Origin of the sequence: Billgrantia tianxiuensis (assembly GCF_009834345.1) — a bacterium.
Classification (GTDB): Bacteria; Pseudomonadota; Gammaproteobacteria; order Pseudomonadales; family Halomonadaceae; genus Halomonas; species Halomonas tianxiuensis.
The window spans coordinates 552783-575824 of record NZ_CP035042.1 but is presented as its reverse complement, the minus strand read 5'-3'; the positions used below and the strand labels follow the sequence as shown (position 1 = coordinate 575824).

The window sequence follows — 23042 nt, the reverse complement described above, 5'->3', positions numbered from 1 at the left end:
CACGGCTGGCATCGCGTACCGCATGCTTCCGGTTCCGTCCTGGTGACGTCGCCCGCTTAGATGCTGTCCCAGCTATCCGTCGGCGGCAACTTGACCTGATCGGTGGTCGACGAGGATGCCGAAACGCGGCTCATGCTGGCCGAGAGCCAGAGGAAGAATTCACGGAACTTCAGCCCGTCGAGACGCTTGGCCGGCCGGGTGGAAAAAGCACTCAGGGCATCGAGATCCGCCTCCTCGACGCCCACCGGCATCACCACCAGCTTGCGCTGCTGAGCCAGGGTTCGTGCCCTCACCGAAGCCGCCTGCCACTGGTCGGTCGGCACGCCATCACTGATCACCACGAGCCACGGCTGGTAGTAGGCGACCCCCGCCTTGCGATAAGCGGCGGTGCGCTCCTCGAGGCGATCCAGCGCCAGCTCCATGGCGCTGCCCAGCGGGGTCAGGCCAGAGGCGGTGAACTGGCGGCACTGGGATATGTTCATGGCCGTGGTGAAGGGCAGCTGTTCGGTCACCTTGCCGCCGGCGGTGATCACGCCCAGCTCGACCGAGCAGGCGGCCATGTCGTCCTCCTGAATGGCCGATATGAAAGCCTGCACGCCAGCGTTCAATTCACGGATCGGCTGCCCGAACATCGACGCGGAGGTATCCAGCACCAGCATGCAGGCGCATCTCGGTGAAGGGTTGTCGATAAGGTCGCTGTCGCGATTCAGTCGGTACGTTGCCATCCCACGGTCCTCATATCTGGACGCCCGGCCCCGTCGGGGCGAACGAACACGAGACTACCACAGCCCCCGCACGGTTGCCGCGCTCACCACCCCACTCCAGCCAACGCGACGTGCGACAAGCCCCTTGCCCCTTGAATCCCGCCACCTTTACCCGCATCTTTCGAACAAACTCATCCCTTTGCCCAAGGCCTTACCCATGTCCATCGTCGACCCTCGCAGTGGTGCCCCGCTGACGGCACCCCAGGAACCCTCCTCCCCTTCACGGGACACGGCACCCAGCGACGAGCAGCTCATCGTCGACGTCGATCACAACAACATCCAGCAGCTGCTGGAACTCTCCATGCAGGTGCCGGTGCTGCTCGACTGCTGGGCTCCTTGGTGCCAGCCATGCAAGGCACTGATGCCAATCTTGGAGAAGCTGACGCGCGAATATCGCGGCGCCTTCATCCTGGCCAAGCTCAACATCGAGGATAATCAGGAGATCGCCGCCCAGCTCGGCGTACGCTCGGTGCCAGACGTCAAGCTGATCAGCCAGGGCGGCCTGGTGGATCACTTCCAGGGGGCACTGCCGGAGAAGGAGGTTCGCGAATGGCTGGGGCGTTATTTCCCCGCTCCTGAGGATGCCCCGGCAAGCCCCGAGGAGCAGGCCGCCGAAGCCTTGGCCCAGGGTGACGCTGCTACGGCACGCGCCCTCTACGAGCAGCTCGTGCAGCAAAATCCCGATCATGCTCCCTATCAGGTGGAGCTGGCCCGGGCTCTGGTGGCGGAGAGCCGCAGCGAGGAGGCCCTGGCGCTGCTCGACAATCTGCCACCGGAGGAGCGCGATGCCGCCCCGGCACGCGGCGTGCGCGCCAGTATCGAATTCCGCGAGGAGGCGCCTGGCGACGACGAGCTGGCCGCGCTGGCCGGTCGCGACGACAGCGAGGCGCGTTACAAGCGCGCCCTGCGCCAAGTGGCCGACGGCGACTACGAGAGCGGACTGGAAGGGCTGCTCGAGGTCATGCGCCGTGATCGCGGCTATGGCGACGATGTGGCGCGCAAGACCTTGCTGCGGGTCTTCGACGCCCTGGGCGCCGACCATCCCCTGACCGTCACCTATCGTCGCCGGCTGTTCACCCTGCTCTATTGACCCGCCTTGCCGAGAGAAAGGCAGGTGGCCCGGCGGGCCACCTGCTGCTTCGGCTTACGTTCTCAGCACCGTATCCAGGCGCAGCAGGGCTTCGTCCAGCTGCGCTGCCGTGGTACCGAAGTTGAGCCGCACGAAGCCCGGCCAACCGAAATCTGCACCATCGGAGAGCGCTACTCCCGCTTCCTGCATCAGAATGCGCTGCGGCGAGCCCTGCCGACCTGCCAGCCCCTCGGCACGGCGCAGGTCGAGCCAGGCCAGATAGGTCGATTGCGGTACGCTCATGCTCGCGCCCGGCCACATGGCGGCGCGCTCGCTGAGCGTCTGGCGGTTACCGCGGAGCGTCTCGAGCAGGGCCTGGCGCCATGTATTGCATTGGCCATAGGCGACCTCGGCGGCCACCAATCCCAATACGTTGACGTCCGGCAGCAATCCTCGCATGGCGGCGGCGAAACGCTGACGCAGCGAGGCATCGGAAATCACCGCGCAGGCCGTGGTGAGACCGGCAAGATTGAAGGTCTTGGAGGGCGCCCACAGCGTGATGATACGTGCCGCCAGGGACGGAAAGGCAGCGGCCAGAGGTCGATGCACGGCGCCATCCTCCAGCAATAGGTCGCAGTGCAGTTCGTCGGACACCACCAGCAGGTCGTACCGTTCGATCAACGCCGCCAGCCCGGCCAGTTCCTCATGCCGCCAGACCCGGCCGGTGGGATTGTGGGGATGGCACCAGAGCAGCAGTCGCGTCTCGGGCGTTATCGCCGCCTCCAGCGCTTCCAGGTCGAGCCGCCACGGCTCACCGGGAGCCGCTGGCTCGCCCAGTGGAGCCAGCTGGGCCAGGCGCCCGGTACGCTCGGCCACCTTCAGGAACGGCGGGTAGATCGGTGTGCTGGTCAGCACCCCCTCGCCCGGCTCGGTCAGGGCCAGGCTGGCCAGGTGCAGGGCCGGCACCACGCCGGGCAGCCACAGCTGCCACTCCGGCTCGATCGGCCAGTCGTACTCCCGGGCACTCCACTCGCAGAGGGTGCGCTCGAGGCTGTCGGGCACCACGCCATAGCCGAAGACACCGTGATCGACCCGTGCCCGCAGCGCTTCAATCACCTGCGGGGGGAGCGAAAATCCATGTCGGCCACCCATAGCGGCAGGATGCTGGCATCATAGCGGTGCCACTTCTGCGACGGCCACTCGCCCCCGGCGGGGTGGCGACGCTCGACGGGCGTGGCAAAATCGAACTCCATGTTCTCTCCTCGGGAAACAGCTGTATGAGCAAAACCATGCCGCAAAGCGGCTTCTATGCCAAGGTTCGTCGGGGCATGCCGGCGCTGATCGGCCAGTGGCTCGAGCTCGGCCAGGGCGATCCCGACCGCCTCGCGCTGATCCTGGCCGAGACGGCCCGGGTGGCCCGCGTGGGCGAGCCCGATGCCACGCCCGATGGTGCCACCCTGGCGGAGTGGAGCCAGGACGAGGCGGGGGACCGTATTCCGCTGTGGGCGGCACGCACCGCCACCTTCCTGCTGGTCCAGATGCCGGCACGCCCGGTACCGAAGGATGATGACGAGGCCTGCGCCTGGGCTTATTGCTGGCTGCGCAACCGCGAGTTTGCCAATGTCGACGAGGCACGTGCCGCCCTGCCGGCTCACCTGCAGGACATGCTGACCCACGCGGTGGGCGCCGCCTGGGCCGATCGCCAGGGCCTGCGCCTCGTCTAGTTGCGCTGTTCTCACCTCAAGGAATAAGTCATGGATGTACCCCTGAGCTGGCAGCTGGCCAAGCTGCTGGTTTCGATCGGTATCGTGCTCGGTCTGTCGATCGTTGCCGAGCGCGTCAGTACCCGCGTGGCCGGCCTGCTTTCCGGCTACCCCCTGGGCACTGCCATCGCGCTGTTCTTCATCGGCCTGGAGATTTCACCCGGCTTCGCCGCCGAGAGCGCCGTGTTCAGCCTGGCTGGCTTCACCGCCACCATGGCGTTGGGCGGCGGCTACCTGCTGTGCGGTCGTCGCGACGGCCTTCGCGGTGTGCTGAGTGGCACCGCCGGCGGCCTCGCCGCCTGGTGGCTGACCAGTCTGGTGCTGACACGCTTCGATTTCGATCGCTTGAGCGGCACCCTGGTGACGCTGGTTGCCATCTTTGCCTTCACCTGGCTCTATCGGCACGTGCCGGAAACCCGGGTCAGGGTGCGTCATGACAGCTCACGCTGGAGACCGCTTGTGCTTCGCGCCGGGCTTGCCACCGCCATCGTCTTCCTGGTCACCGGCCTGGCTCACGTGCTGCCGGCTTCCTGGGCCGGGATGCTGGCAGCGTTTCCGATTTCGATGTATCCGCTATTGGTGATCCTGCACCTCACCCACGGCGCGGCACCGGCCGCCACGGTGATCAAGCATTATCCGGCCGGCCTGGGTGCGCTGCTCTGCTACGCCCTTTGCATCTCGCTCACCTATGCCACGCTGGGCCTGCTGTGGGGCACTCTGGCGGGATTCGCGGTCGCTACCCTGTGGCTGCTGGGCTGGATGCGGCTGCAGGCATGGCATGGCGAGAGGCAGTCCGCCGGCACTTGACCTAGCGTTTGCTCGGGGCAATGCTGTCCTACTGACACCGGCATGCCCCAAGACCGCAAACAGCAAAGGGACTCTCACATGTTCGTGCGCACCATCGAACCCGCCTTCTACGACACCGATGCCCTCGGCCACGTCAACAATACCCGGCTGCCCGCCTGGTTCGAGCTGGCACGCAACGATCTGTTTCGTCTGTTCACGCCGGACCTGGACCCACGCAAGTGGCGGCTAATCATGGCGCGCATGGAGATCGACTATCGTGCCGAGTTGCACTACGGCAGCGACATCGAAATCCGTACCTACGTTTCGCGGCTGGGTAACAGCTCCTTCACCGTGACCCAGGAGGCCTGGCAGAAAGGGGAGTTGACCAACCTTGGGCATACCGTGATGGTACACTTCGACCACGACCTGAAACGTGCCGTCCCTGTCTCGGGTAAGCTACGCACCGCACTCGAGGCCCACCTGCAGCCGCTCGAGGAGACAAGCGACGCATGACCCCGGCCGTCAAGGCGCTGGAGCGCGACGGCGCCGCCTTCGAACTGCTCAGCTACGAACACGACCCCCGCTCGCCAGCCTACGGCGAGGAGGCGGTACGCGCCTTGGGGCTCGCCCCCCAGAGCGTGTTCAAGACCCTGGTTGCCCGCCTCGGCGATGGCCGCCTGGCGGTGGGCATCGTGCCGGTCACCGGCCAGCTCGACCTCAAGGCGCTAGCCAAGGCAGCCGGTGCCCGGCGTGCGAGCATGGCCGAGGCGGCCGAGGCCGAACGCGCCACCGGCTACGTGCTGGGCGGCATCAGTCCGCTGGGCCAGAAGAAACGATTGCCCACTTTTCTCGATGCCAGCGTCGAGGGCCTCGAGCGGATACACGTCAGTGGCGGACGGCGCGGCCTCGAGATCGCCCTGGCCCCCGCCGACCTGATTCGCCTGTGCCAGGCTCGCCTGGCATGCCTGGCCCGAACCTGAATCTGCATGAGCCGATTCCGGCATCATGTGGTCAAAGCTCCATGACCCGCAGCAATACGGGCCATTCATCGCCGCCAGGAGTCCATCATGGCCATCCGCTACAACCTCTGGCTCGACCCCGATAACGTTGCCCAACACCGTGCCGTCGAGGCCGACCTGGAGCGCTATTTCATGGAGCGTTTTGCCGACTACCCCCATATCCGCTTGTTCGGGGCCGACCCCTACGATTATGATGCGCCGTTCAATCGCCTCTACGACGTGCTGATGGCGCGGGCCAACGAGTATTGCGAACGCCAGTGGCGCGGCTACGTGCCCACGCCCGAGCAGCTCAACCGGACCTTCTTTCGCGCCGTGGGCCGCTCCAACAAGTTCGTACGGGACCGCAACGATGGTGATCCAGACCGACCAGACGCCTGACGCCCGCCAGCTGACCATCATCGCCGAGCAGTTGGGGCGAGCCCCACGCGGCATCGAGGCGGTTGCCGCCACCGATGGCGAAGGCACTCCCCTGGTGCTGCGCATGGCCCCCATCGTCGATGGCAAGCCCTTTCCCACGCTCTATTGGCTCTGCTCCGAGCGACTCAAGATCGACATCTCCCGCATCGAAGCCAGCGGTGTGATCAAGCAGCTCGAGGCAAGGCTGAAGGACGATGCCGATTTTCTCGCCGCCTACCATGCCAGCCATCACGATTATGTCGAGACCCGCTGGCGCTACATGAGCGCAGCGCAGCGTAGCGAAGTCGAACGCCTCGGCTATGAGGCGGTGTTGCGCGAGCGCGGCATCGGCGGCATCGCCAACTGGGACCAGGTGCGCTGCCTGCATACCCAGTACGCCCACCATCTCTGCGGCTCCAATGTCATCGGCCAATGGCTCGACGCCGAATTCGCCGTGGCCGACGCGCTCCCCTAAGACCACAACCAGCCTTTCGAAGCCTCTCCCGGCCGGCTAGGATAAGGGCTTGCCAAGGAGATGCGCATGTCGAGATTCTGTGTTTACCTGGGCTCCCGCGACGGTCGGGATCCCGCCTTTCTGGAAGCAACCCGGGCCCTGGGACGTGAACTGGCCGCACGTGGCCACTGCCTGGTCTATGGCGGCGCCCGCATCGGCCTTATGGGCGCGTTGGCCAACGCCGTGCTGGAAGGCGGCGGTGACGTCATTGGGGTGATGCCCGATCATCTGGTGGAGCGGGAACAGGCGCACCAAGGGCTGCCCACGCTGATTCGCGTGAACAACATGCACGAGCGCAAGGCCAGCATGGCGGCTCACGCCGATGCATTCATCGCCTTGCCCGGTGGCATCGGTACCCTGGAAGAGCTATTCGAGGCCTGGACCTGGCAGTACCTGGGGCTGCACGACAAGCCCATCGGCGTACTCGATACCGCCGGCTTCTATTCCCCACTGCTGACTTTCCTCGACAGTACCGTGGAGCACGGCTTCCTCAACGCCCGTACCCGATCCTGCCTTATTGATGCCGAGGAGCCCGCCGCCCTGCTGGATGCCCTGGAAGCCCGCCTCGCCGAGACCGCAACCTAGGAGATCGCCATGCATGCCATTGCCGTCGATGAAGATCGCCTGCTCTGGCTCGAGCACCCCGGCGTGCCCGGCCCCGCCGCCGGAGAAGTGCGCATCAAGGTCGCCTGGGCCGGCGTCAACCGTGCCGACTTGATGCAGCGAGCCGGTCATTACCCGCCGCCGCCAGGAGTCAGCGATATTCTTGGCCTCGAGATCAGCGGCACGGTGGTCGAGGTCGGCCCCGGCGTCGACAGTCTGCGTCCTGGGGATCGGGTCTGCGCCCTGCTGGCGGGCGGCGGCTATGCCGAGGAAGTCGTGGTCGATGCACGGCAGGTGCTGCCACTGCCAGAGGGCTTTGGCCTGCGTGAGGCGGCAGCGCTGCCCGAGGTGTTCGCCACCGCCTGGCTCAATCTGTTCATGGAGGGCCAGTTGGCGGCCGGTGAACACGTTCTGCTGCATGCCGGTGCCAGCGGTGTCGGCACCGCGGCGATCCAGCTCTGCCGAGCCTTCGGTCACCCCTGCTTCGTCACCGCGGGTAGCGATGACAAGCTTGCCGCCTGCCGTGAGCTGGGTGCCGGCGGTGTGTTCAACCGTCATCAGGGCAGTTTCGTGGAAGCCGTGAAGCAATGGGGCGGCGCCGACCTGATCCTCGACCCCGTGGGCGGCGCTTATCTGGCGGACAATCAGCGTGTGCTCAATGCCGACGGACGCTTGGTGCTGATCGGACTCATGGGAGGGCGCCGCGCCGAGCTCGACCTGGGCCGTATGCTGATGAAACGCCAGCGGCTGATCGGCTCGACGCTGCGCGCCAAGCCACCAGCGGCCAAGGGAGCCATACTCGACGCGCTGCTGGCCCATGTCTGGCCGCGCCTGGCAAGCGGCGAGTTTCGGCCCTTGATCGATCGAACCTGGTCAATCGACGAGGCCGAAGCCGCCCACGCTCATGTGCAGCGGGACGCCAACATCGGCAAGGTACTGCTCGCGGTAAGCGGCGAGGGCTGAAGATGGCTATCAGCCGGCCTGCTCGAGCGTTCGCTGATAAGTGAGCTGCAGCAACCGTGCATCCTCACCGGCACGGTGCCGGCGTATCCCCAGCTCCTTGACCAGCGCTTCCCGGGTACGGTGCCACAGGGCCAGCTGATGCTCGCTGAGCAGAATACGCAGCGCTTCGAGGCGAAAGGCAGGCAGCATGCCAGCATGATGGAACAGCAACGACAGCCAGGTATTGTCATAGCCCCAGCTATCGCTGTAGGCCATGCCGATCTCGCTCAGCTCATCATTGAGCCAGCGAGCCACCTGGGCCACGGGCAGCCCTTCGCGCAGCAGCCGCGCCCGGGAGATACCATGCAGCAGCTCGGCCTTGGGGTCCCAATGGGTCCACTCATCCAGGGGTTGGATGAGAAAGGCACAGCAGCTTCCATCGGCCCGTGCCAGGCCGATCTCGATAGGGTAGCTACCGCGCCCGAATCCGGACGCCTCGATATCCAGCAATGTCGGAAGCGTCACGAATGGGCGTGTCCTCGAGAGTAGGGCCGGCTGGCGGAAGCCGTTAAGGGAAAGGTCAGTGTCGGGCCTGGACGTCGTCGCTGTCCAGCTCGTCACCTTCCAGGCCCGCATGGCGGTCGGCAAGAGCCTGCCAATGAGCGGCCTGGACGCTATCCACCGGCAACCCGAGCTCGCCCAGGCGGTAGGCCTTGGCCAGGCGTGCGGCAGCAAGCGGATGCCCGGCCTCGCCGGCACGGGCATACCAGGTCACGGCACGTTCCTCACGGCGAGGGTACTGGGCGCAGCCGTGCTCGAGAATCCTTCCGGCCTGGTATTGAGCCTTGAGGTTGCCGGCCTGCGCCGCCTCGAGAACGTAACGGGCGCCGCGCGCCTTGTCCTGGGGACTGATGCCACGGTGAAAGAGCACGTGCCCATAGAGCGAGAGCGCGCCAGGGTGACCGGCGTCGGCGCAACGCTCGAAGAGATGCATGGTCAAGCGCTGAGTTCGCGGCGAGCGCGGCAACCAGCGCGTATGGAACAGCTGTTCTGCAAGACGGTATTCGAGTCGGGTGAACAGTGATGATGCCTGCGTCATGTGCAAACAACCTTGCGTTCGTCTTGAAGCCGCATGACGGATCCACACCACCCTGTGGTCTGCGTCATGGCCAGTCTTGAGGCTACCACGGGACTCCGCCGGGGCCGCTGAGGGTCGCCAGCATACGCTCGCCTCGGCGGTGACTCAACCCCTATGATTTGCTGCCTTGGTAGGCCTCGGCTAGCATGGCGTTGGATGCGCAATAAGAACGCTACCGATCCCATCTTCTACAGGAGCGACGATGCAGACGCGACCGCTTGGTGACACGGGCATCGAAGTCAGCCGCCTGTGCCTGGGCACCATGACTTTCGGCGAGCAGAACAGCGAAGCCGAAGCACACGAGCAGCTCGACCGCGCCGTAGCCTTCGGCATCAACTTCATCGATGCGGCCGAAATGTATCCAGTACCTCCCGCGCCGAGACACAGGGACGTACCGAAGCCTATATCGGCAGTTGGCTCAAGCGGCGCGACAGTCGCGATGACGTCATCATCGCCACCAAGGTGACCGGCCCCGGCCTCGAGCATATCCGTGGTGGTCCACGCCTCGATCGTCAGCACATCCACCAGGCCATCGATGCCAGCCTTGCCCGGCTGCAAACCGATTATGTCGACCTCTACCAGTTGCACTGGCCCGAACGCTCGACCAACTATTTCGGCCGCCTGGGCTATGAGCACGACGAAGAGGAAGAAGCCATCCCGCTGGAAGAGACCCTGGGCGTACTCAAGGAACTGGTCGATGCCGGCAAGGTTCGCGCCATCGGCCTTTCCAACGAAACGCCATGGGGTGTGATGAAGGCCCTGCAATTGGCCGAACGACTCGACCTGCCGCGGGTGGCCTCGATCCAGAATCCTTACAATCTGCTCAACCGGTCTTTCGAAGTCGGCCTGGCCGAGATCGCTCATCGCGAGAACGTGGGCCTGTTGGCCTATTCGCCGCTCGGCTTCGGCGTACTGTCCGGCAAGTATCTGGCTGGTGCGCGCCCCGAAAACGCTCGCCTGACGCTGTTCGAGCGCTTCAAACGCTATACCTCACCGCTCGCCGAGCAGGCTACCCGCGCCTATGTCGATATCGCCCGGGAAAACGAACTGGATCCGGCCCAGATGGCGCTGGCCTTCGTCAATTCGCGCAGTTTCCTCACTAGCAACATAATTGGCGCCACCACGATGGAACAGCTCGAGAGCAACTTGGCCAGTGAGGCGCTCAAGCTCGAACAGAGCGTGCTCGACGCCATTGATGAGGTACACCGACAGATTCCGAACCCTTGCCCTTGAAGGTGCCTTCTTCGCCAACTCTCTCATGCTCCAGGGCTATCGTTGCGATAGCCCCGTGATCATCTCGTGGCTGATATACTCGGGCCATTCCCGATTCGCCACTTCCAGGTACAGGAGTGCCCCATGCTGAGCGTGATCTCGCCAGCGAAGACGCTGGATTTCGAGACCCCTGCCACGACGGCCATCCACTCGCAGCCGGACTTTCTCGACCATAGCCAGCGACTCGTTTCCATCCTCCGTGACTACTCGCCACAGCAGCTGAGTGAGCTGATGGGCATCAGCGACAAGCTAGCCGGGCTCAACGCCGCCCGTTTCGCCGAATGGCAGCCCCGCTTCACGCCCGAAAACGCCAAGCCGGCAGCCCAAGCCTTTCAGGGCGACGTTTACGTGGGCCTCGAGGCGAGCACTTTCAGCGACGACGACAACGAATTCGCCCAGCGACACCTGCGTATCCTCTCAGGATTGTATGGTCTGCTGCGCCCGCTCGATCTGATCCAGCCCTACCGCCTCGAGATGGGGACTCGGCTACCCAACCCTGCCGGCAAGGATCTTTACGCGTACTGGCAAGACATCCTGACCGGAGCGCTCAATGAAGCCATTGCCGCAAGCGGCTCGAAGGTGCTGGTCAACCTGGCCTCCAACGAGTATTTCAAGGCCGTCGATACCAAGCGGCTGGATGCCCGTGTGATCACACCAGTGTTCAAGGACGAGAAGAACGGCAAGTTCAAGATCATCAGCTTCTATGCCAAGAAAGCGCGCGGCCTCATGGCTGCCTGGATGATTCATCAGCGTCTGAATGCCCCTGAGGATCTCAAGGCGTTCGATGTGGCGGGTTATGCCTTCAACCCCGCCATGTCGGAAGGCGATACCCTGGTCTTCACTCGCCGCGAGGACCAGAGCTGAGCGGATCAGAAGAAACGTAGCGGACGCGCCGAACGTGGCTTGAGATAACGCCTGTGGACTTGGCGGAAAGGCTCCTCGTCACAGCGCTCGAGCCACTCGTAGGCCACCATGTCGGCACTCACCGGGGTCGCGCCCGCACGTATCATGCGCTCGCGGGCGAGCCTTGCCTCCTCCGCGCGCCGGCTGACCGTCGCCTCGCTGAGCCAATACACCTCGTAGCCCGCTTCCAGCAGCCCCAGGCCAGTCTGCAACACGCAAATATGCGCTTCGCTGCCGCACAACACGATCTGTCGCTTGCCGCTCGCCTCGAGCGCAGCGGCAAAATCCGGCTCGGCATGGGCATTGAAGTGCACCTTACGCCACAGTCGATGGCCGGGTAGCGCTTCCAGCAGCCGCGGCTCGCTGCCACCCAGGCCTTGGGGATACTGCTCCGTGACCCAGACCGGTACGCCCAGGGTGCCGGCGATTCCTCCCAGCCACGCCGCCTCAGCCACGGCCTGGTCACCACCATTGATGACCGGCAGCAGGCCGGCCTGAAGGTCCACGATCAGCAGCAGACTCTGTTTGCTTGTCACGCGCATGATTTCTTCCCATTTTTTGTCATCACGGCCTCAGCATACCCGTTAGAATGGGACTCCCAAATTCGACTTTACCTCCATTCCTTGCAGAGAGAACCCTTCGATGCGTCACTTCCTCGTCATGCTGATGGTCGCTGTGCTGGGCTTTGGCCTGGCCGTCGAACATGCCGAAGCCCGCCGCATGGGCGGCGGCGGTAATGTTGGCAGCTTCTCGCGCTCGGCCGACCGGCCAGCCGCAGCTCCCAGCCAGGCCACTCCGGCACGCCAGGCACAACCGAACCAGGCCACCGGCTCACGCATGCCCGGCATGCTGGGGGGCATGCTCGCCGGCGGGCTGCTGGCGGCGCTGTTCTTTGGTGGCGCCTTCGACGAACTTCGGCTGATGGACATCCTGCTGATCGCCGGCCTTGGTTTCTTGCTGTTCCGACTGTTGGCACGCCGCCGCACCGTCGCTGCCGCCGGCCCCCAGCAAACGGCCGAGCGCCAGTCGCCGATCGAGCCCCAGACCTTCCAGTCGATGCCTGGCGCTCCGATGGGCGGTGCCACCTTCGGCAGCCTACCGGCCTGGTTCGACCGCGAACGCTTTCTATCCGGCGCCAAGGAGCATTTCATGACCCTACAGCGCGCCTGGGACAATAACGATTTCACGGGTATCCAGGAGTACGTCACGCCCGAGCTCTACAACTTGCTGCGTGAAGAGCGCAGCAAGCAACCGGCCAACAATCGCACGGACATCGTTCGTTTGTTCGCAGAGCTCGGCGACGTACACGAGACCGGCGGCAGGGCCGAGGCCACGGTGATCTTTCACGGTATTCTCGATGAGAACGGTGAGCAGACCGAGTTCAACGAGACCTGGCACCTGGTCCGCGAGGTGCGCGATGGAGAACCCTGGTATTTACAGGGTATAGAGCAGAACGCTGGATAGGCCTTGACATGTTGCGAGGCAGGCCGGCGCACGCCGGCCTTTTTTATGTCTATTTTTTATAACGAGACTCATTCAAAATGATTTTTTCCAACCGGTATCATTCTTTTCATAGTTTCTTCTTATAGTAAGCTTCATGCTTTTGACGTAAGTCTATGTTAATTGCTAACTACTTTATTTTCCTTAATTAAACATTAAGTCAACTTAAACGAACAGCACTTCAACCTTTCCTACCGTGTGCCGATAGAACGTTTAGGCGCGTGGCCACAACCTCATAACTTCCTCCTGCGCTGCCCTTGTATGAACTAGGCATCGCAATGCCAAAGAACGTCACTCACCCACTCGCATACCGTGGTGACGCAATCCCCCACAGCAGGAGGTTTTCCTGATGAACCGCATTCTGCGCAATCTATCGGTCAAGGCCAGCCTGACGATCTCGCTGGCCTTGCTGACCCTATTCATTCTCGTCGTCGCTGGCATGGGCATCTTCATGAGCCAGAACGGTGAACGGGCACTGCGTCAGCTCGATGAGGTCAACGTGACCCAGCTGAACAGCATGTCGCTGACCCGCGCCCACCTTGGCGATATGCAGCTCTACCTGCAACGGGCGGCAGCCGCACTGGAAGATGGCGACAGTTCCCGCACGGCGGCTCAGTTGGAGGGATATGAGATAGCGCGGCAACGGGCGGAGCAGCGCTTCACCGATTACCTCGGCTCGCCCAAGGACGAGCTGGGCAGCACGTTCGAGACGACCCTCAAGACGGCCTATGCCACTCTTGTCGAGGGATTGGCTCAGCAGCAGCAGGCTCTCGCTCAGGGCAATGCTGCAACTTTTGAATCGCTGCTCCCGAGGGTCGAGGAGAGCAAGGATGCCTTCCGGGGCGAGAGTCAGCGCTTCTTCGACTTCGCCCATGAGCAAGGAGACGCCATCATCGACGATTACGAATCCCAAGTCGCTCTCATGGATATCCTGGAAATCATCGTTCTCGTACTCGCCACGCTGACCGTCATCCTGGTGCGCATGGCAATGGTCCGGATCGTCGTGCTGCCATTGCAGGAAGCTGTCCACCACTTCGAGCGCATCGCCAAGGGTGACCTGTCGCAGGCCATCGTCGACCGTGGTCGCAACGAGATCGGCCAGCTCTTCTCCGCCATGCAACACATGCAGGCCGGCCTTAGTCAGACTGTCTCCACCGTGCGCTCGAGCAGCGGCTCCATCCATGTGGGGGCGAAGGAGATCGCGTTGGGCAACTCCGATCTCTCATCACGTACCGAAGAGCAAGCCGCCTCGCTGCAGGAAACCGCCGCCAGCATGGACCAGCTCACCGCGACCGTAAGACAGAATGCCGACAATGCCCAACAGGCGAGCACCCTAGCCAATGAGGCGTCCAGTACTGCCGGTCGCGGCGGCGAAGCCGTGGAGGAAGTGATCCAGACCATGCATGGAATCTCCGACAGCTCCCGGCGTATCGTCGACATCATCGGTGTCATCGACTCTATCGCCTTCCAGACCAACATTCTGGCACTCAATGCTTCTGTCGAGGCGGCCCGTGCCGGCGAACAAGGACGCGGCTTCGCCGTCGTGGCAGGCGAAGTTCGCAGCCTTGCCAGCCGCAGCGCCGACGCTGCCAAGGAGATCAAGACATTGATCGAGGCATCATCCGATCAAGTGAAGAAAGGCTCGACCCTGGTCGAGAATGCAGGTGCCACCATGCGGGAGGTCGTCGAGTCGGTTCGTCGCGTGACCGACATCATGGACGAAATCTCCGCTGCCTCTCAGGAGCAGAGCAGCGGCATCGAACAGGTGAATCTGGCAGTCTCCCAGATGGATCAGGTCACCCAGCAGAATGCCGCCCTGGTGGAAGAAGCCTCGGCGGCTGCGGCTTCGCTGGAAGAGCAGGCCGCCCAGCTCGAGGCCGCCGTGGCGACATTCCGCCTGTCAGGCGACGCCGCAGGTACAAAGAATGTGATTGAAGCTCATGCCATTCAAAGACCTGCCGCGCCGCAGCCGCGCCCAGTACGTCAAGCGGCTGCTCCCGCGCCAAGGCCCCAGTTGGCCAGCAGCACTACATCGGACTGGGAAGAGTTTTAACGATCTCCCTCTAAATCGGCCCGGCCTGGCGCCGGGCCTCTCATTGATATCATGGCTCTTCGGCAGCATCCTCTTCTATCTCATCTCCTACCCCTTCCAGCCGCTCTCCCAAATCCTTCATGGCACGGTCGATGTTCCGTTCCACTTTCTCTCCTGAACTGGGATCATCACAGCCGGCAAGGCCACCCAGTGAGGCAACCATCAGCAAGGCGGACAGCATGGCTCTCATTGGCGCATCATCCTTGGCTATGTCGCAGCGGATATGGCCGCGACTCACCCTAGCGACTCCTGATAATCACCAACGTTCCCACGCTCTACGAGAAAAAACGCAAATACATCATGTAATTACCTCCGATCAACTGAGGTAAAGCGAGACATGGCGGATTGGCACCGAATGCCATGATTCAGCGGCAGGCTACGCCGACAGAACTGCCATTTCCCGATAGAGATCCGCCTTACCCTCGAAGCCGATTCCCGGCAGATCGGGCAGCGTCACGAAGCCGTTCTCGACCCTCACGCCATCGGGAAAGCCACCGTATGGCTGGAAGAGATCGGGGTAAGATTCGTTACCGCCCAGGCCCAAGCCGGCTGCGATATTCAAGGACATCTGGTGACCGCCATGCGGAATACAGCGGCTGGCCGACCAACCATGCTCCGTGAGCATGTCGAGTGTGCGGAGATACTCGACCAGGCCATAGCTCAATGCACAATCGAACTGGAGCCAGTCGCGATCGGGCCGCATCCCACCGTAGCGAATCAGGTTACGCGCGTCCTGCATCGAAAAGAGGTTTTCGCCGGTCGCCATGGGGTTCGTGTAGAAACTGCGCAATACGGACTGCAGTTCGAAATCCAGCGGATCGCCCGGCTCTTCGTACCAGAACAGGTCGTACTGCGACAGCGCCTTTGCATAGGCGATCGCGGTCTCCAGGTCGAAGCGACCGTTGGCGTCCACGCAGAGTTTCTGGCCGTCCTGCAGTACTTCCATGATGGCATCGATGCGACGCAGGTCCTCTTCCAGCGAAGCTCCTCCAATCTTCTTCTTGACCACCGTATAGCCACGATCGATATAGCTGCGCATCTCATCCTGCAGCTTCTTGTAGTCCTGGCCCGGATAGTAGTAACCACCAGCAGCGTACACGAAGACCTTGCGATTCGGCTTGCCGATTCCATAGCGTTCTGCCAATAACTGGAACAGCGGCTTGCCTTCGATCTTGGCAACTGTGTCCCAGATGGCCATGTCGATGGTTCCAATGGCTACCGAGCGCTCGCCATGGCCACCAGGCTTCTCATTGGTCAGCATGGTATCCCAGACCCTGTGCGGATCGAGGTTACTTCCGGTCTCGTCGACCAACGAGTCGGGCTCGGCCTCCAGCAAACGCGGAATGAAGCGTTCGCGCATGAGCGTACCTTGGCCATAGCGACCATTTGAGTTGAAGCCGTAACCCACGACGGGCTTGCCGTCACGCATCACATCGGTGATGACCGCCACCAGGCTCAAGGTCATTTTGCTGAAATCGATATACGCATTACGTATGGAAGAGCTGATGGGCACGGTCTTTTCGCGGATCTCGACGATCTTCATACTTGGCTCCAAACAGTGTCATGGAGTCGTTATGATCGATATCCTCGAGCCTTTCAGCCAATGTTCAATTTCTCTCGCCTCATGCACTGGACGAACCGGCCGTGAATTTCATCTGGCTTGAAGACTTCCTTGCCCTGGCCGATACGGGCAACTTTTCGCGGGCAGCAGAGCAGAGACACAGCTCGCAGCCTGCCTTCAGCCGCCGTATCCGCGCCTTGGAAGAGTGGATCGGGGTGGATCTGCTCGACAGAAGCACCCAGCCTGCCAGGCTGACAGAGACGGGAGAGTGGTTCCGCGGGGTAGCGCAGGAAATGCTGGCACGGGTTTCACGGATACCTGGCGATGCCAGGCGGGTGGCAGAAGCCAGCTCGGTGACACTGCGGCTGGCCTCCACCCACGCCTTGTCCTTCACATTCCTGCCACGCTGGCTACGCAGCCTGGAGTCGGGTACGGCACTCGGTCCATTGCAGCTGATGTCAGACGTTCTGCAACGCTGCGAAGGGCTCATGCAGCAAGGAAAAGTGCAGTTCGTCGTAAGCCATGCACACCCTCAAGCCCGAGGTATCCTAGACTCGGATACCTATCTTTCTGCCCGAGTTGGCAGTGACAGGCTGATTCCTGTATCCATTCCGGATGCCAAGGGCGGGCCACGCTTCTCTCTGCCTGTGGCGGCAGATAGCGAGGTGCCGATGCTTCGATACAGCGAGGAGTCGGGGCTTGAGCGCATCCTTCGTGCGGTGTTTAGCCACCTCCTGGAGACATCCGCCTTGCAGCCGGCCTTTACCGCACACCTCGCCTCGGTACTTCGCACCATGGCGCTTGATGGCCGTGGCCTCGCTTGGCTACCCCAATCCTTGGTGGAAGACGATCTGGACGAGAGCCTGCTGGTGGCGGCAGCAGGAGAGGAGTGGTGCATTCCTCTCACCATCAAGCTCTACAGAGAGCGCGAATTCGCGGGAAAGGCAGCAGAAGAGTTCTGGCGTTCCGTCGTCGAATCGTCGCCAACGTAACCGCGACAGTTAGCCATTTGCTTCGGTCACGCTGCCTTTAGGCATGAAAAAACCCCGACCAGTTGGCCGGGGTTGCTGAAAAGATGCCTGACGATGTCCAGGGCGGCTCCCCGCGACTCTCCATGGGAGGCCCCTAAACGGCGAAACCCAGCCTCTTGCGAAGCTGGGTTTCTGAAAAGATGCCTGACGATGACCTACTCTCGCATGGGGAGGCCCCACACTACCATCGGCGCTGAGCGGTTTCACTGCTGAGTTCGGCATGGGATCAGGTGGTTCCCACTCGCTATGGTCGTCAGGCGAAAACGGTTGGAATCATGCCGACGCTACGTCTCGTCGTATCCGTCAATTGCGCGCGATGCGCAGACCCCTTGGGGTTATATGGTCAAGCCTCACGGGCCATTAGTACCGGTTAGCTCAACGCCTTGCAGCGCTTCCACACCCGGCCTATCAACCAGCTGGTCTCGCTGGGCCCTTCAGGAGGCTCGAGGCCTCGGGGATGTCTCATCTTGAAGGGGGCTTCCCGCTTAGATGCCTTCAGCGGTTATCCCGTCCGCACGTAGCTACCCGGCAATGCCACTGGCGTGACAACCGGAACACCAGAGGTGCGTCCACTCCGGTCCTCTCGTACTAGGAGCAGCTCTTCTCAAACATCCAACGCCCACGGCAGATAGGGACCGAACTGTCTCACGACGTTCTAAACCCAGCTCGCGTACCACTTTAAATGGCGAACAGCCATACCCTTGGGACCGACTTCAGCCCCAGGATGTGATGAGCCGACATCGAGGTGCCAAACACCGCCGTCGATGTGAACTCTTGGGCGGTATCAGCCTGTTATCCCCGGAGTACCTTTTATCCGTTGAGCGATGGCCCTTCCATACAGAACCACCGGATCACTAGAACCTACTTTCGTACCTGCTCGACGTGTCTGTCTCGCAGTCAAGCACCCTTATGCTCTTGCACTCACTGCACGATTTCCGACCGTGCTGAGGGTACCTTCGTGCTCCTCCGTTACGCTTTGGGAGGAGACCGCCCCAGTCAAACTACCCACCACACACTGTCCTCGATCCGGATCACGGACCTGAGTTAGAACGCCAATGATGCCAGGCTGGTATTTCAAGATTGGCTCCGCCCGAACTGGCGTCCGGGGTTCCTAGCCTCCCAGCTATCCTACACAAGCAACATCAGCGTCCAGTGTGAAGCTATAGTAAAGGTTCACGGGGTCTTTCCGTCTAGCCGCGGGTACACAGCATCTTCACTGCGATTTCAATTTCACTGAGTCTCGGGTGGAGACAGCGTGGCCATCATTACGCCATTCGTGCAGGTCGGAACTTACCCGACAAGGAATTTCGCTACCTTAGGACCGTTATAGTTACGGCCGCCGTTTACCGGGGCTTCGATCAAGAGCTTCGCCCGAGGGCTAACACCATCACTTAACCTTCCGGCACCGGGCAGGCGTCACACCCTATACGTCCGCTTGCGCGTTTGCAGAGTGCTGTGTTTTTAATAAACAGTTGCAGCCACCTGGTATCTTCGACCGCCTCGTGCTCCAGCCGCGAGGGCCTTCACACTAACGCGGCGTGCCTTCTCCCGAAGTTACGGCACCATTTTGCCTAGTTCCTTCACCCGAGTTCTCTCAAGCGCCTGGGTATTCTCTACCTGACCACCTGTGTCGGTTTGGGGTACGGTCCCACTGTATCTGAAGCTTAGAGGCTTTTCCTGGAAGCGTGGCATCGATGACTTCGGCACCGTAGTGCCTTCGTCTCGCCTCTCGGCCTTGGGATCCCGGATTTGCCTAAGATCCCAGCCTACTGGCTTTCACCAGGACAACCAACGCCTGGCCCACCTAGCCTTCTTCGTCCCCCATCGCAATACAGTGAGGTACGGGAATATTGACCCGTTTCCCATCGACTACGCCTTTCGGCCTCGCCTTAGGGGCCGACTCACTCTGCTCCGATTAGCGTCGAACAGAAACCCTTGGTCTTCCGGCGGGGGAGTTTTTCACTCCCCTTGTCGTTACTCATGTCAGCATTCGCACTCGTGATACCTCCAGCAGACTTCTCAATCCACCTTCATCGGCGTACACGACGCTCCTCTACCGCTCGTCATTCGACGAACCCGTAGCTTCGGTACCTGGTTTAGCCCCGTTACATCTTCCGCGCAGGCCGACTCGACTAGTGAGCTATTACGCTTTCTTTAAAGGATGGCTGCTTCTAAGCCAACCTCCTAGCTGTCTGAGCCTTCCCACATCGTTTCCCACTTAACCAGGATTTCGGGACCTTAGCTGACGGTCTGGGTTGTTTCCCTTTTCACGACGGACGTTAGCACCCGCCGTGTGTCTCCCACGCTGCACTCACCGGTATTCGGAGTTTGCCTCGGGTTGGTAAGCCGGGATGGCCCCCTAGCCGAAACAGTGCTCTACCCCCGGCGGTGATACGTGAGGCGCTACCTAAATAGCTTTCGAGGAGAACCAGCTATCTCCGAGCTTGATTAGCCTTTCACTCCGATCCACAAGTCATCCAAACCTTTTTCAACAGGTCCTGGTTCGGTCCTCCAGTTGATGTTACTCAACCTTCAACCTGCTCATGGATAGATCGCCCGGTTTCGGGTCTATTCCCAGCGACTGGTCGCCCAGTTAAGACTCGGTTTCCCTACGCCTCCCCTATTCGGTTAAGCTCGCCACTGAAAATAAGTCGCTGACCCATTATACAAAAGGTACGCGGTCACCCCACGAAGGGGCTCCCACTGCTTGTACGCATACGGTTTCAGGATCTATTTCACTCCCCTCTCCGGGGTTCTTTTCGCCTTTCCCTCACGGTACTGGTTCACTATCGGTCAGCCAGGAGTATTTAGCCTTGGAGGATGGTCCCCCCATGTTCAGTCAAGGTTTCACGTGCCCCGACCTACTCGATTTCACATGCTCAGGTTTTCGGCTACGGGACTATCACCCCCTATGGTCGAGCTTCCCAGCTCGTTCGCCTAACCAGTCACATGCTTAAGGGCTACTCCCCGTTCGCTCGCCGCTACTGGGGAATCTCGGTTGATTTCTTTTCCTCGGGGTACTTAGATGTTTCAGTTCCCCCGGTTCGCCTCCCAACACCTATGGATTCAGTGTGGGATACCCTGCTTGTGCAGGGTGGGTTTCCCCATTCGGAAATGCCCGGGTCACAGGTCGTTTGCCACCTCACCGAGCCTTATCGCAGGCTACCACGTCCTTCATCGCCTCTGGCTGCCAAGGCATCCACCGTATGCGCTTAATCGCTTGACCATATAACCCGAAGGGGTCTGGTCTGCGATCACGTACGACAATTGCCGGATACGCTTGAGACGTATCTCTTGCGTTTTCTCCTTGCGGAGAAAACTTGTCAGCATGATTCACATTGTTAAAGAGCAGACTGTTCAGAGAACAGTGATAAGCACACCTTGCGCTTATCACTGGTCACGAAACATGAGACTGAGGGGAGAAGTTTGGTGGAGCCAAGCGGGATCGAACCGCTGACCTCCTGCGTGCAAGGCAGGCGCTCTCCCAGCTGAGCTATGGCCCCACTGATCATCGCGTTGCAACTGGCGATGAATTTCGTCGGAGACAAGGCGCTTTGGGCCGACGCATAGCTCGCTATGCGAGGTTCAAAGCAACGCCGTATCCGGCGAAATTTGGTGGGTCTGGGCAGATTTGAACTGCCGACCTCACCCTTATCAGGGGTGCGCTCTAACCAACTGAGCTACAGACCCGGCACTGTACGGTTGCAAGCTTGCTAGCCGTCGGCTGGCCGACCTCACCCTTCTTTCCACAAAGGTCAGGGGGTGCGCTCTAGCCAACTGAGCTACAGACCCGGCTTGCTACCGATGCATCGGCGATCGCTCGCCGACCCAAACAGTCTTTGCTCTGGCCGATCAGGTAATTCATTGTGAGCACTTGCCGCGAGGCGTGATTCGTCGTTTAAGGAGGTGATCCAGCCGCAGGTTCCCCTACGGCTACCTTGTTACGACTTCACCCCAGTCATGAACCACACCGTGGTGATCGCCCTCCCGAAGGTTAGGCTAACCACTTCTGGTGCAGTCCACTCCCATGGTGTGACGGGCGGTGTGTACAAGGCCCGGGAACGTATTCACCGTGACATTCTGATTCACGATTACTAGCGATTCCGACTTCACGGAGTCGAGTTGCAGACTCCGATCCGGACTGAGATCAGCTTTCTGGGATTGGCTCACTCTCGCAAGTTCGCAACCCTTTGTACTGACCATTGTAGCACGTGTGTAGCCCTACCCGTAAGGGCCATGATGACTTGACGTCGTCCCCACCTTCCTCCGGTTTGTCACCGGCAGTCTCCCTAGAGTTCCCGACCGAATCGCTGGCAAATAGGGACAAGGGTTGCGCTCGTTACGGGACTTAACCCAACATTTCACAACACGAGCTGACGACAGCCATGCAGCACCTGTCTCTGCGTTCCCGAAGGCACCCCTTCGTCTCCGAAGGGTTCGCAGGATGTCAAGGGTAGGTAAGGTTCTTCGCGTTGCATCGAATTAAACCACATGCTCCACCGCTTGTGCGGGCCCCCGTCAATTCATTTGAGTTTTAACCTTGCGGCCGTACTCCCCAGGCGGTCGACTTATCGCGTTAACTGCGCCACAAAGTCCGCGAAGGACCCAACGGCTAGTCGACATCGTTTACGGCGTGGACTACCAGGGTATCTAATCCTGTTTGCTACCCACGCTTTCGCACCTCAGCGTCAGTGTCAGTCCAGAAGGCCGCCTTCGCCACTGGTATTCCTCCCGATCTCTACGCATTTCACCGCTACACCGGGAATTCTACCTTCCTCTCCTGCACTCTAGCCTGACAGTTCCGGATGCCGTTCCCAGGTTGAGCCCGGGGCTTTCACAACCGGCTTATCAAGCCGCCTACGCGCGCTTTACGCCCAGTAATTCCGATTAACGCTCGCACCCTCCGTATTACCGCGGCTGCTGGCACGGAGTTAGCCGGTGCTTCTTCTGTGGGTGATGTCCCTCCTCCCGGGTATTAACCGGAAGGCTTTCTTCCCCACTGAAAGTGCTTTACAACCCGAGGGCCTTCTTCACACACGCGGCATGGCTGGATCAGGCTTGCGCCCATTGTCCAATATTCCCCACTGCTGCCTCCCGTAGGAGTTCGGGCCGTGTCTCAGTCCCGATGTGGCTGATCATCCTCTCAGACCAGCTACGGATCGTCGCCTTGGTGAGCCATTACCTCACCAACCAGCTAATCCGACATAGGCTCATCCGATAGCGCAAGGCCCGAAGGTCCCCTGCTTTCTCCCGTAGGACGTATGCGGTATTAGCCTGGGTTTCCCCAGGTTATCCCCCACTACCGGGCAGATTCCTATGCATTACTCACCCGTCCGCCGCTCGCCACCAGGGAGCAAGCTCCCCGTGCTGCCGCTCGACTTGCATGTGTTAGGCCTGCCGCCAGCGTTCAATCTGAGCCATGATCAAACTCTTCAGTTTAAGATCGTGCGGTTCTTGCTCGCCCCTTCCCGAAGAAACGGACGAAAGCGAACCAAACTCGGCTCAAGGTCAAAGCTTCTCAAAAGACCCGAAGGTCTCGACGAGTCGCTTGCCTTGAAATGGTGTGACTTCTCACCACCTCATCGACAAGCGCCCACATGAATTACCTGATCGATTGTTAAAGAGCGGCTCCGGGCTCTATGAAGAGTGGAGCGTCTCGCTTGCTGTCGCGGCCGTCGATCCGGTGACC

At 61.2% G+C, this 23042-nt stretch carries 19 protein-coding genes, 2 tRNA genes, 3 rRNA genes and 2 pseudogenes; 14 read left to right on the top strand and 12 right to left on the bottom strand.

What is annotated here, in order from left to right:
* Positions 1-56: 56 nt before the first annotated feature.
* A complete protein-coding gene (locus EKK97_RS02630; protein WP_159548741.1) occupies positions 57-725 on the bottom strand; it encodes a vWA domain-containing protein in 669 nt (222 codons plus the stop codon).
* A gap of 196 nt (positions 726-921) precedes the next feature.
* On the opposite strand from EKK97_RS02630, the gene EKK97_RS02625 reads away from it, so the two are divergent.
* Entirely contained in the window at positions 922-1854 is a 933-nt protein-coding gene (locus tag EKK97_RS02625) for a tetratricopeptide repeat protein (protein WP_159548738.1), read from the top strand.
* 54 nt (positions 1855-1908) lie between these two features.
* Here EKK97_RS02625 and EKK97_RS02620 read toward each other — a convergent pair.
* Positions 1909-3086, bottom strand: a pseudogene (locus EKK97_RS02620) (MalY/PatB family protein).
* 36 nt (positions 3087-3122) lie between these two features.
* Between EKK97_RS02620 and EKK97_RS02615 the strand changes: the two are divergent.
* The 8 genes from EKK97_RS02615 (at position 3123) to EKK97_RS02580 (ending at position 7877) form a co-directional block, all read left to right on the top strand.
* Complete coding sequence (locus EKK97_RS02615) at positions 3123-3557, top strand: hypothetical protein (protein ID WP_159555660.1); 435 nt, start codon at positions 3123-3125, stop codon at positions 3555-3557.
* Between the two features lie 30 nt (positions 3558-3587).
* Complete coding sequence (locus tag EKK97_RS02610) at positions 3588-4403, top strand: hypothetical protein (protein WP_159548735.1); 816 nt, start codon at positions 3588-3590, stop codon at positions 4401-4403.
* A 78-nt stretch (positions 4404-4481) separates the two neighbouring features.
* Positions 4482-4895, top strand: coding sequence for an acyl-CoA thioesterase (locus tag EKK97_RS02605; RefSeq protein WP_234286546.1), 414 nt, complete (start codon positions 4482-4484; stop codon positions 4893-4895).
* Positions 4892-5362: a Cys-tRNA(Pro) deacylase gene (gene ybaK / locus EKK97_RS02600; protein ID WP_159548729.1), complete on the top strand. Its 471-nt coding sequence runs from the start codon at positions 4892-4894 to the stop codon at positions 5360-5362. Before EKK97_RS02605 ends, ybaK begins: the two co-directional genes overlap by 4 nt.
* Before the next feature lie 87 nt (positions 5363-5449).
* Entirely contained in the window at positions 5450-5779 is a 330-nt protein-coding gene (locus EKK97_RS02595) for a hypothetical protein (RefSeq protein WP_159548726.1), read from the top strand.
* On the top strand, positions 5751-6272 hold the full coding sequence (locus EKK97_RS02590; protein WP_159548724.1) for a DUF501 domain-containing protein: 522 nt from the start codon (positions 5751-5753) through the stop codon (positions 6270-6272). The genes EKK97_RS02595 and EKK97_RS02590 overlap by 29 nt, the downstream gene beginning before the upstream one ends.
* Positions 6273-6338: 66 nt before the next feature.
* Positions 6339-6896: an LOG family protein gene (locus tag EKK97_RS02585; RefSeq protein ID WP_159548721.1), complete on the top strand. Its 558-nt coding sequence runs from the start codon at positions 6339-6341 to the stop codon at positions 6894-6896.
* 9 nt (positions 6897-6905) lie between these two features.
* On the top strand, positions 6906-7877 hold the full coding sequence (locus EKK97_RS02580) for an NAD(P)H-quinone oxidoreductase (protein WP_159548718.1): 972 nt from the start codon (positions 6906-6908) through the stop codon (positions 7875-7877).
* Between the two features lie 9 nt (positions 7878-7886).
* On the opposite strand, the gene EKK97_RS02575 is transcribed toward EKK97_RS02580, so the two are convergent.
* Positions 7887-8381, bottom strand: coding sequence for a hypothetical protein (locus EKK97_RS02575; RefSeq protein ID WP_159548715.1), 495 nt, complete (start codon positions 8379-8381; stop codon positions 7887-7889).
* Between the two features lie 55 nt (positions 8382-8436).
* A complete protein-coding gene (locus tag EKK97_RS02570) occupies positions 8437-8955 on the bottom strand; it encodes a tetratricopeptide repeat protein (protein ID WP_159548712.1) in 519 nt (172 codons plus the stop codon).
* Positions 8956-9196: 241 nt separating this feature from the next.
* On the opposite strand from EKK97_RS02570, the pseudogene EKK97_RS02565 reads away from it, so the two are divergent.
* Both EKK97_RS02565 and yaaA read left to right on the top strand, forming a co-directional pair.
* Positions 9197-10227, top strand: a pseudogene (locus EKK97_RS02565) (NADP(H)-dependent aldo-keto reductase).
* A gap of 123 nt (positions 10228-10350) precedes the next feature.
* Positions 10351-11130: a peroxide stress protein YaaA gene (gene yaaA / locus EKK97_RS02560; RefSeq protein ID WP_159548709.1), complete on the top strand. Its 780-nt coding sequence runs from the start codon at positions 10351-10353 to the stop codon at positions 11128-11130.
* A 5-nt stretch (positions 11131-11135) separates the two neighbouring features.
* Here yaaA and EKK97_RS02555 read toward each other — a convergent pair whose 3' ends face one another.
* Positions 11136-11711, bottom strand: a complete 576-nt coding sequence (locus EKK97_RS02555) for an isochorismatase family protein (protein ID WP_159548706.1) — start codon at positions 11709-11711, stop codon at positions 11136-11138.
* A 100-nt stretch (positions 11712-11811) separates the two neighbouring features.
* On the opposite strand from EKK97_RS02555, the gene EKK97_RS02550 reads away from it, so the two are divergent.
* Positions 11812-12633, top strand: a complete 822-nt coding sequence (locus EKK97_RS02550; protein ID WP_159548703.1) for a Tim44 domain-containing protein — start codon at positions 11812-11814, stop codon at positions 12631-12633.
* Between the two features lie 385 nt (positions 12634-13018).
* Positions 13019-14722, top strand: coding sequence for a methyl-accepting chemotaxis protein (locus EKK97_RS02545; protein WP_159548700.1), 1704 nt, complete (start codon positions 13019-13021; stop codon positions 14720-14722).
* 49 nt (positions 14723-14771) lie between these two features.
* On the opposite strand, the gene EKK97_RS02540 is transcribed toward EKK97_RS02545, so the two are convergent.
* Positions 14772-14999: a hypothetical protein gene (locus tag EKK97_RS02540; protein ID WP_159548697.1), complete on the bottom strand. Its 228-nt coding sequence runs from the start codon at positions 14997-14999 to the stop codon at positions 14772-14774.
* 138 nt (positions 15000-15137) lie between these two features.
* Positions 15138-16304 (bottom strand): mandelate racemase/muconate lactonizing enzyme family protein, encoded by a 1167-nt coding sequence (locus tag EKK97_RS02535; RefSeq protein WP_159548694.1) that lies wholly within the window; start codon positions 16302-16304, stop codon positions 15138-15140.
* Between the two features lie 101 nt (positions 16305-16405).
* On the opposite strand from EKK97_RS02535, the gene EKK97_RS02530 reads away from it, so the two are divergent.
* Positions 16406-17314, top strand: coding sequence for a LysR family transcriptional regulator (locus tag EKK97_RS02530; protein ID WP_159548692.1), 909 nt, complete (start codon positions 16406-16408; stop codon positions 17312-17314).
* A 181-nt stretch (positions 17315-17495) separates the two neighbouring features.
* On the opposite strand, the gene rrf is transcribed toward EKK97_RS02530, so the two are convergent.
* The 5 genes from rrf to EKK97_RS02505 all read right to left on the bottom strand — a co-directional run bounded on the left by rrf (position 17496) and on the right by EKK97_RS02505 (position 22792).
* Positions 17496-17611, bottom strand: a 5S ribosomal RNA gene (gene rrf, locus EKK97_RS02525).
* A gap of 81 nt (positions 17612-17692) precedes the next feature.
* A 23S ribosomal RNA gene (locus EKK97_RS02520) occupies positions 17693-20579 on the bottom strand.
* A 201-nt stretch (positions 20580-20780) separates the two neighbouring features.
* Positions 20781-20856, bottom strand: a tRNA-Ala gene (locus EKK97_RS02515).
* A gap of 110 nt (positions 20857-20966) precedes the next feature.
* A tRNA-Ile gene (locus EKK97_RS02510) sits at positions 20967-21043 on the bottom strand.
* Positions 21044-21252: 209 nt separating this feature from the next.
* Positions 21253-22792 (bottom strand): 16S ribosomal RNA (locus EKK97_RS02505).
* The 16S, 23S and 5S rRNA genes sit together here with 2 tRNA genes alongside, the layout of an rRNA operon.
* Between the last annotated feature and the right edge of the window lie 250 nt (positions 22793-23042).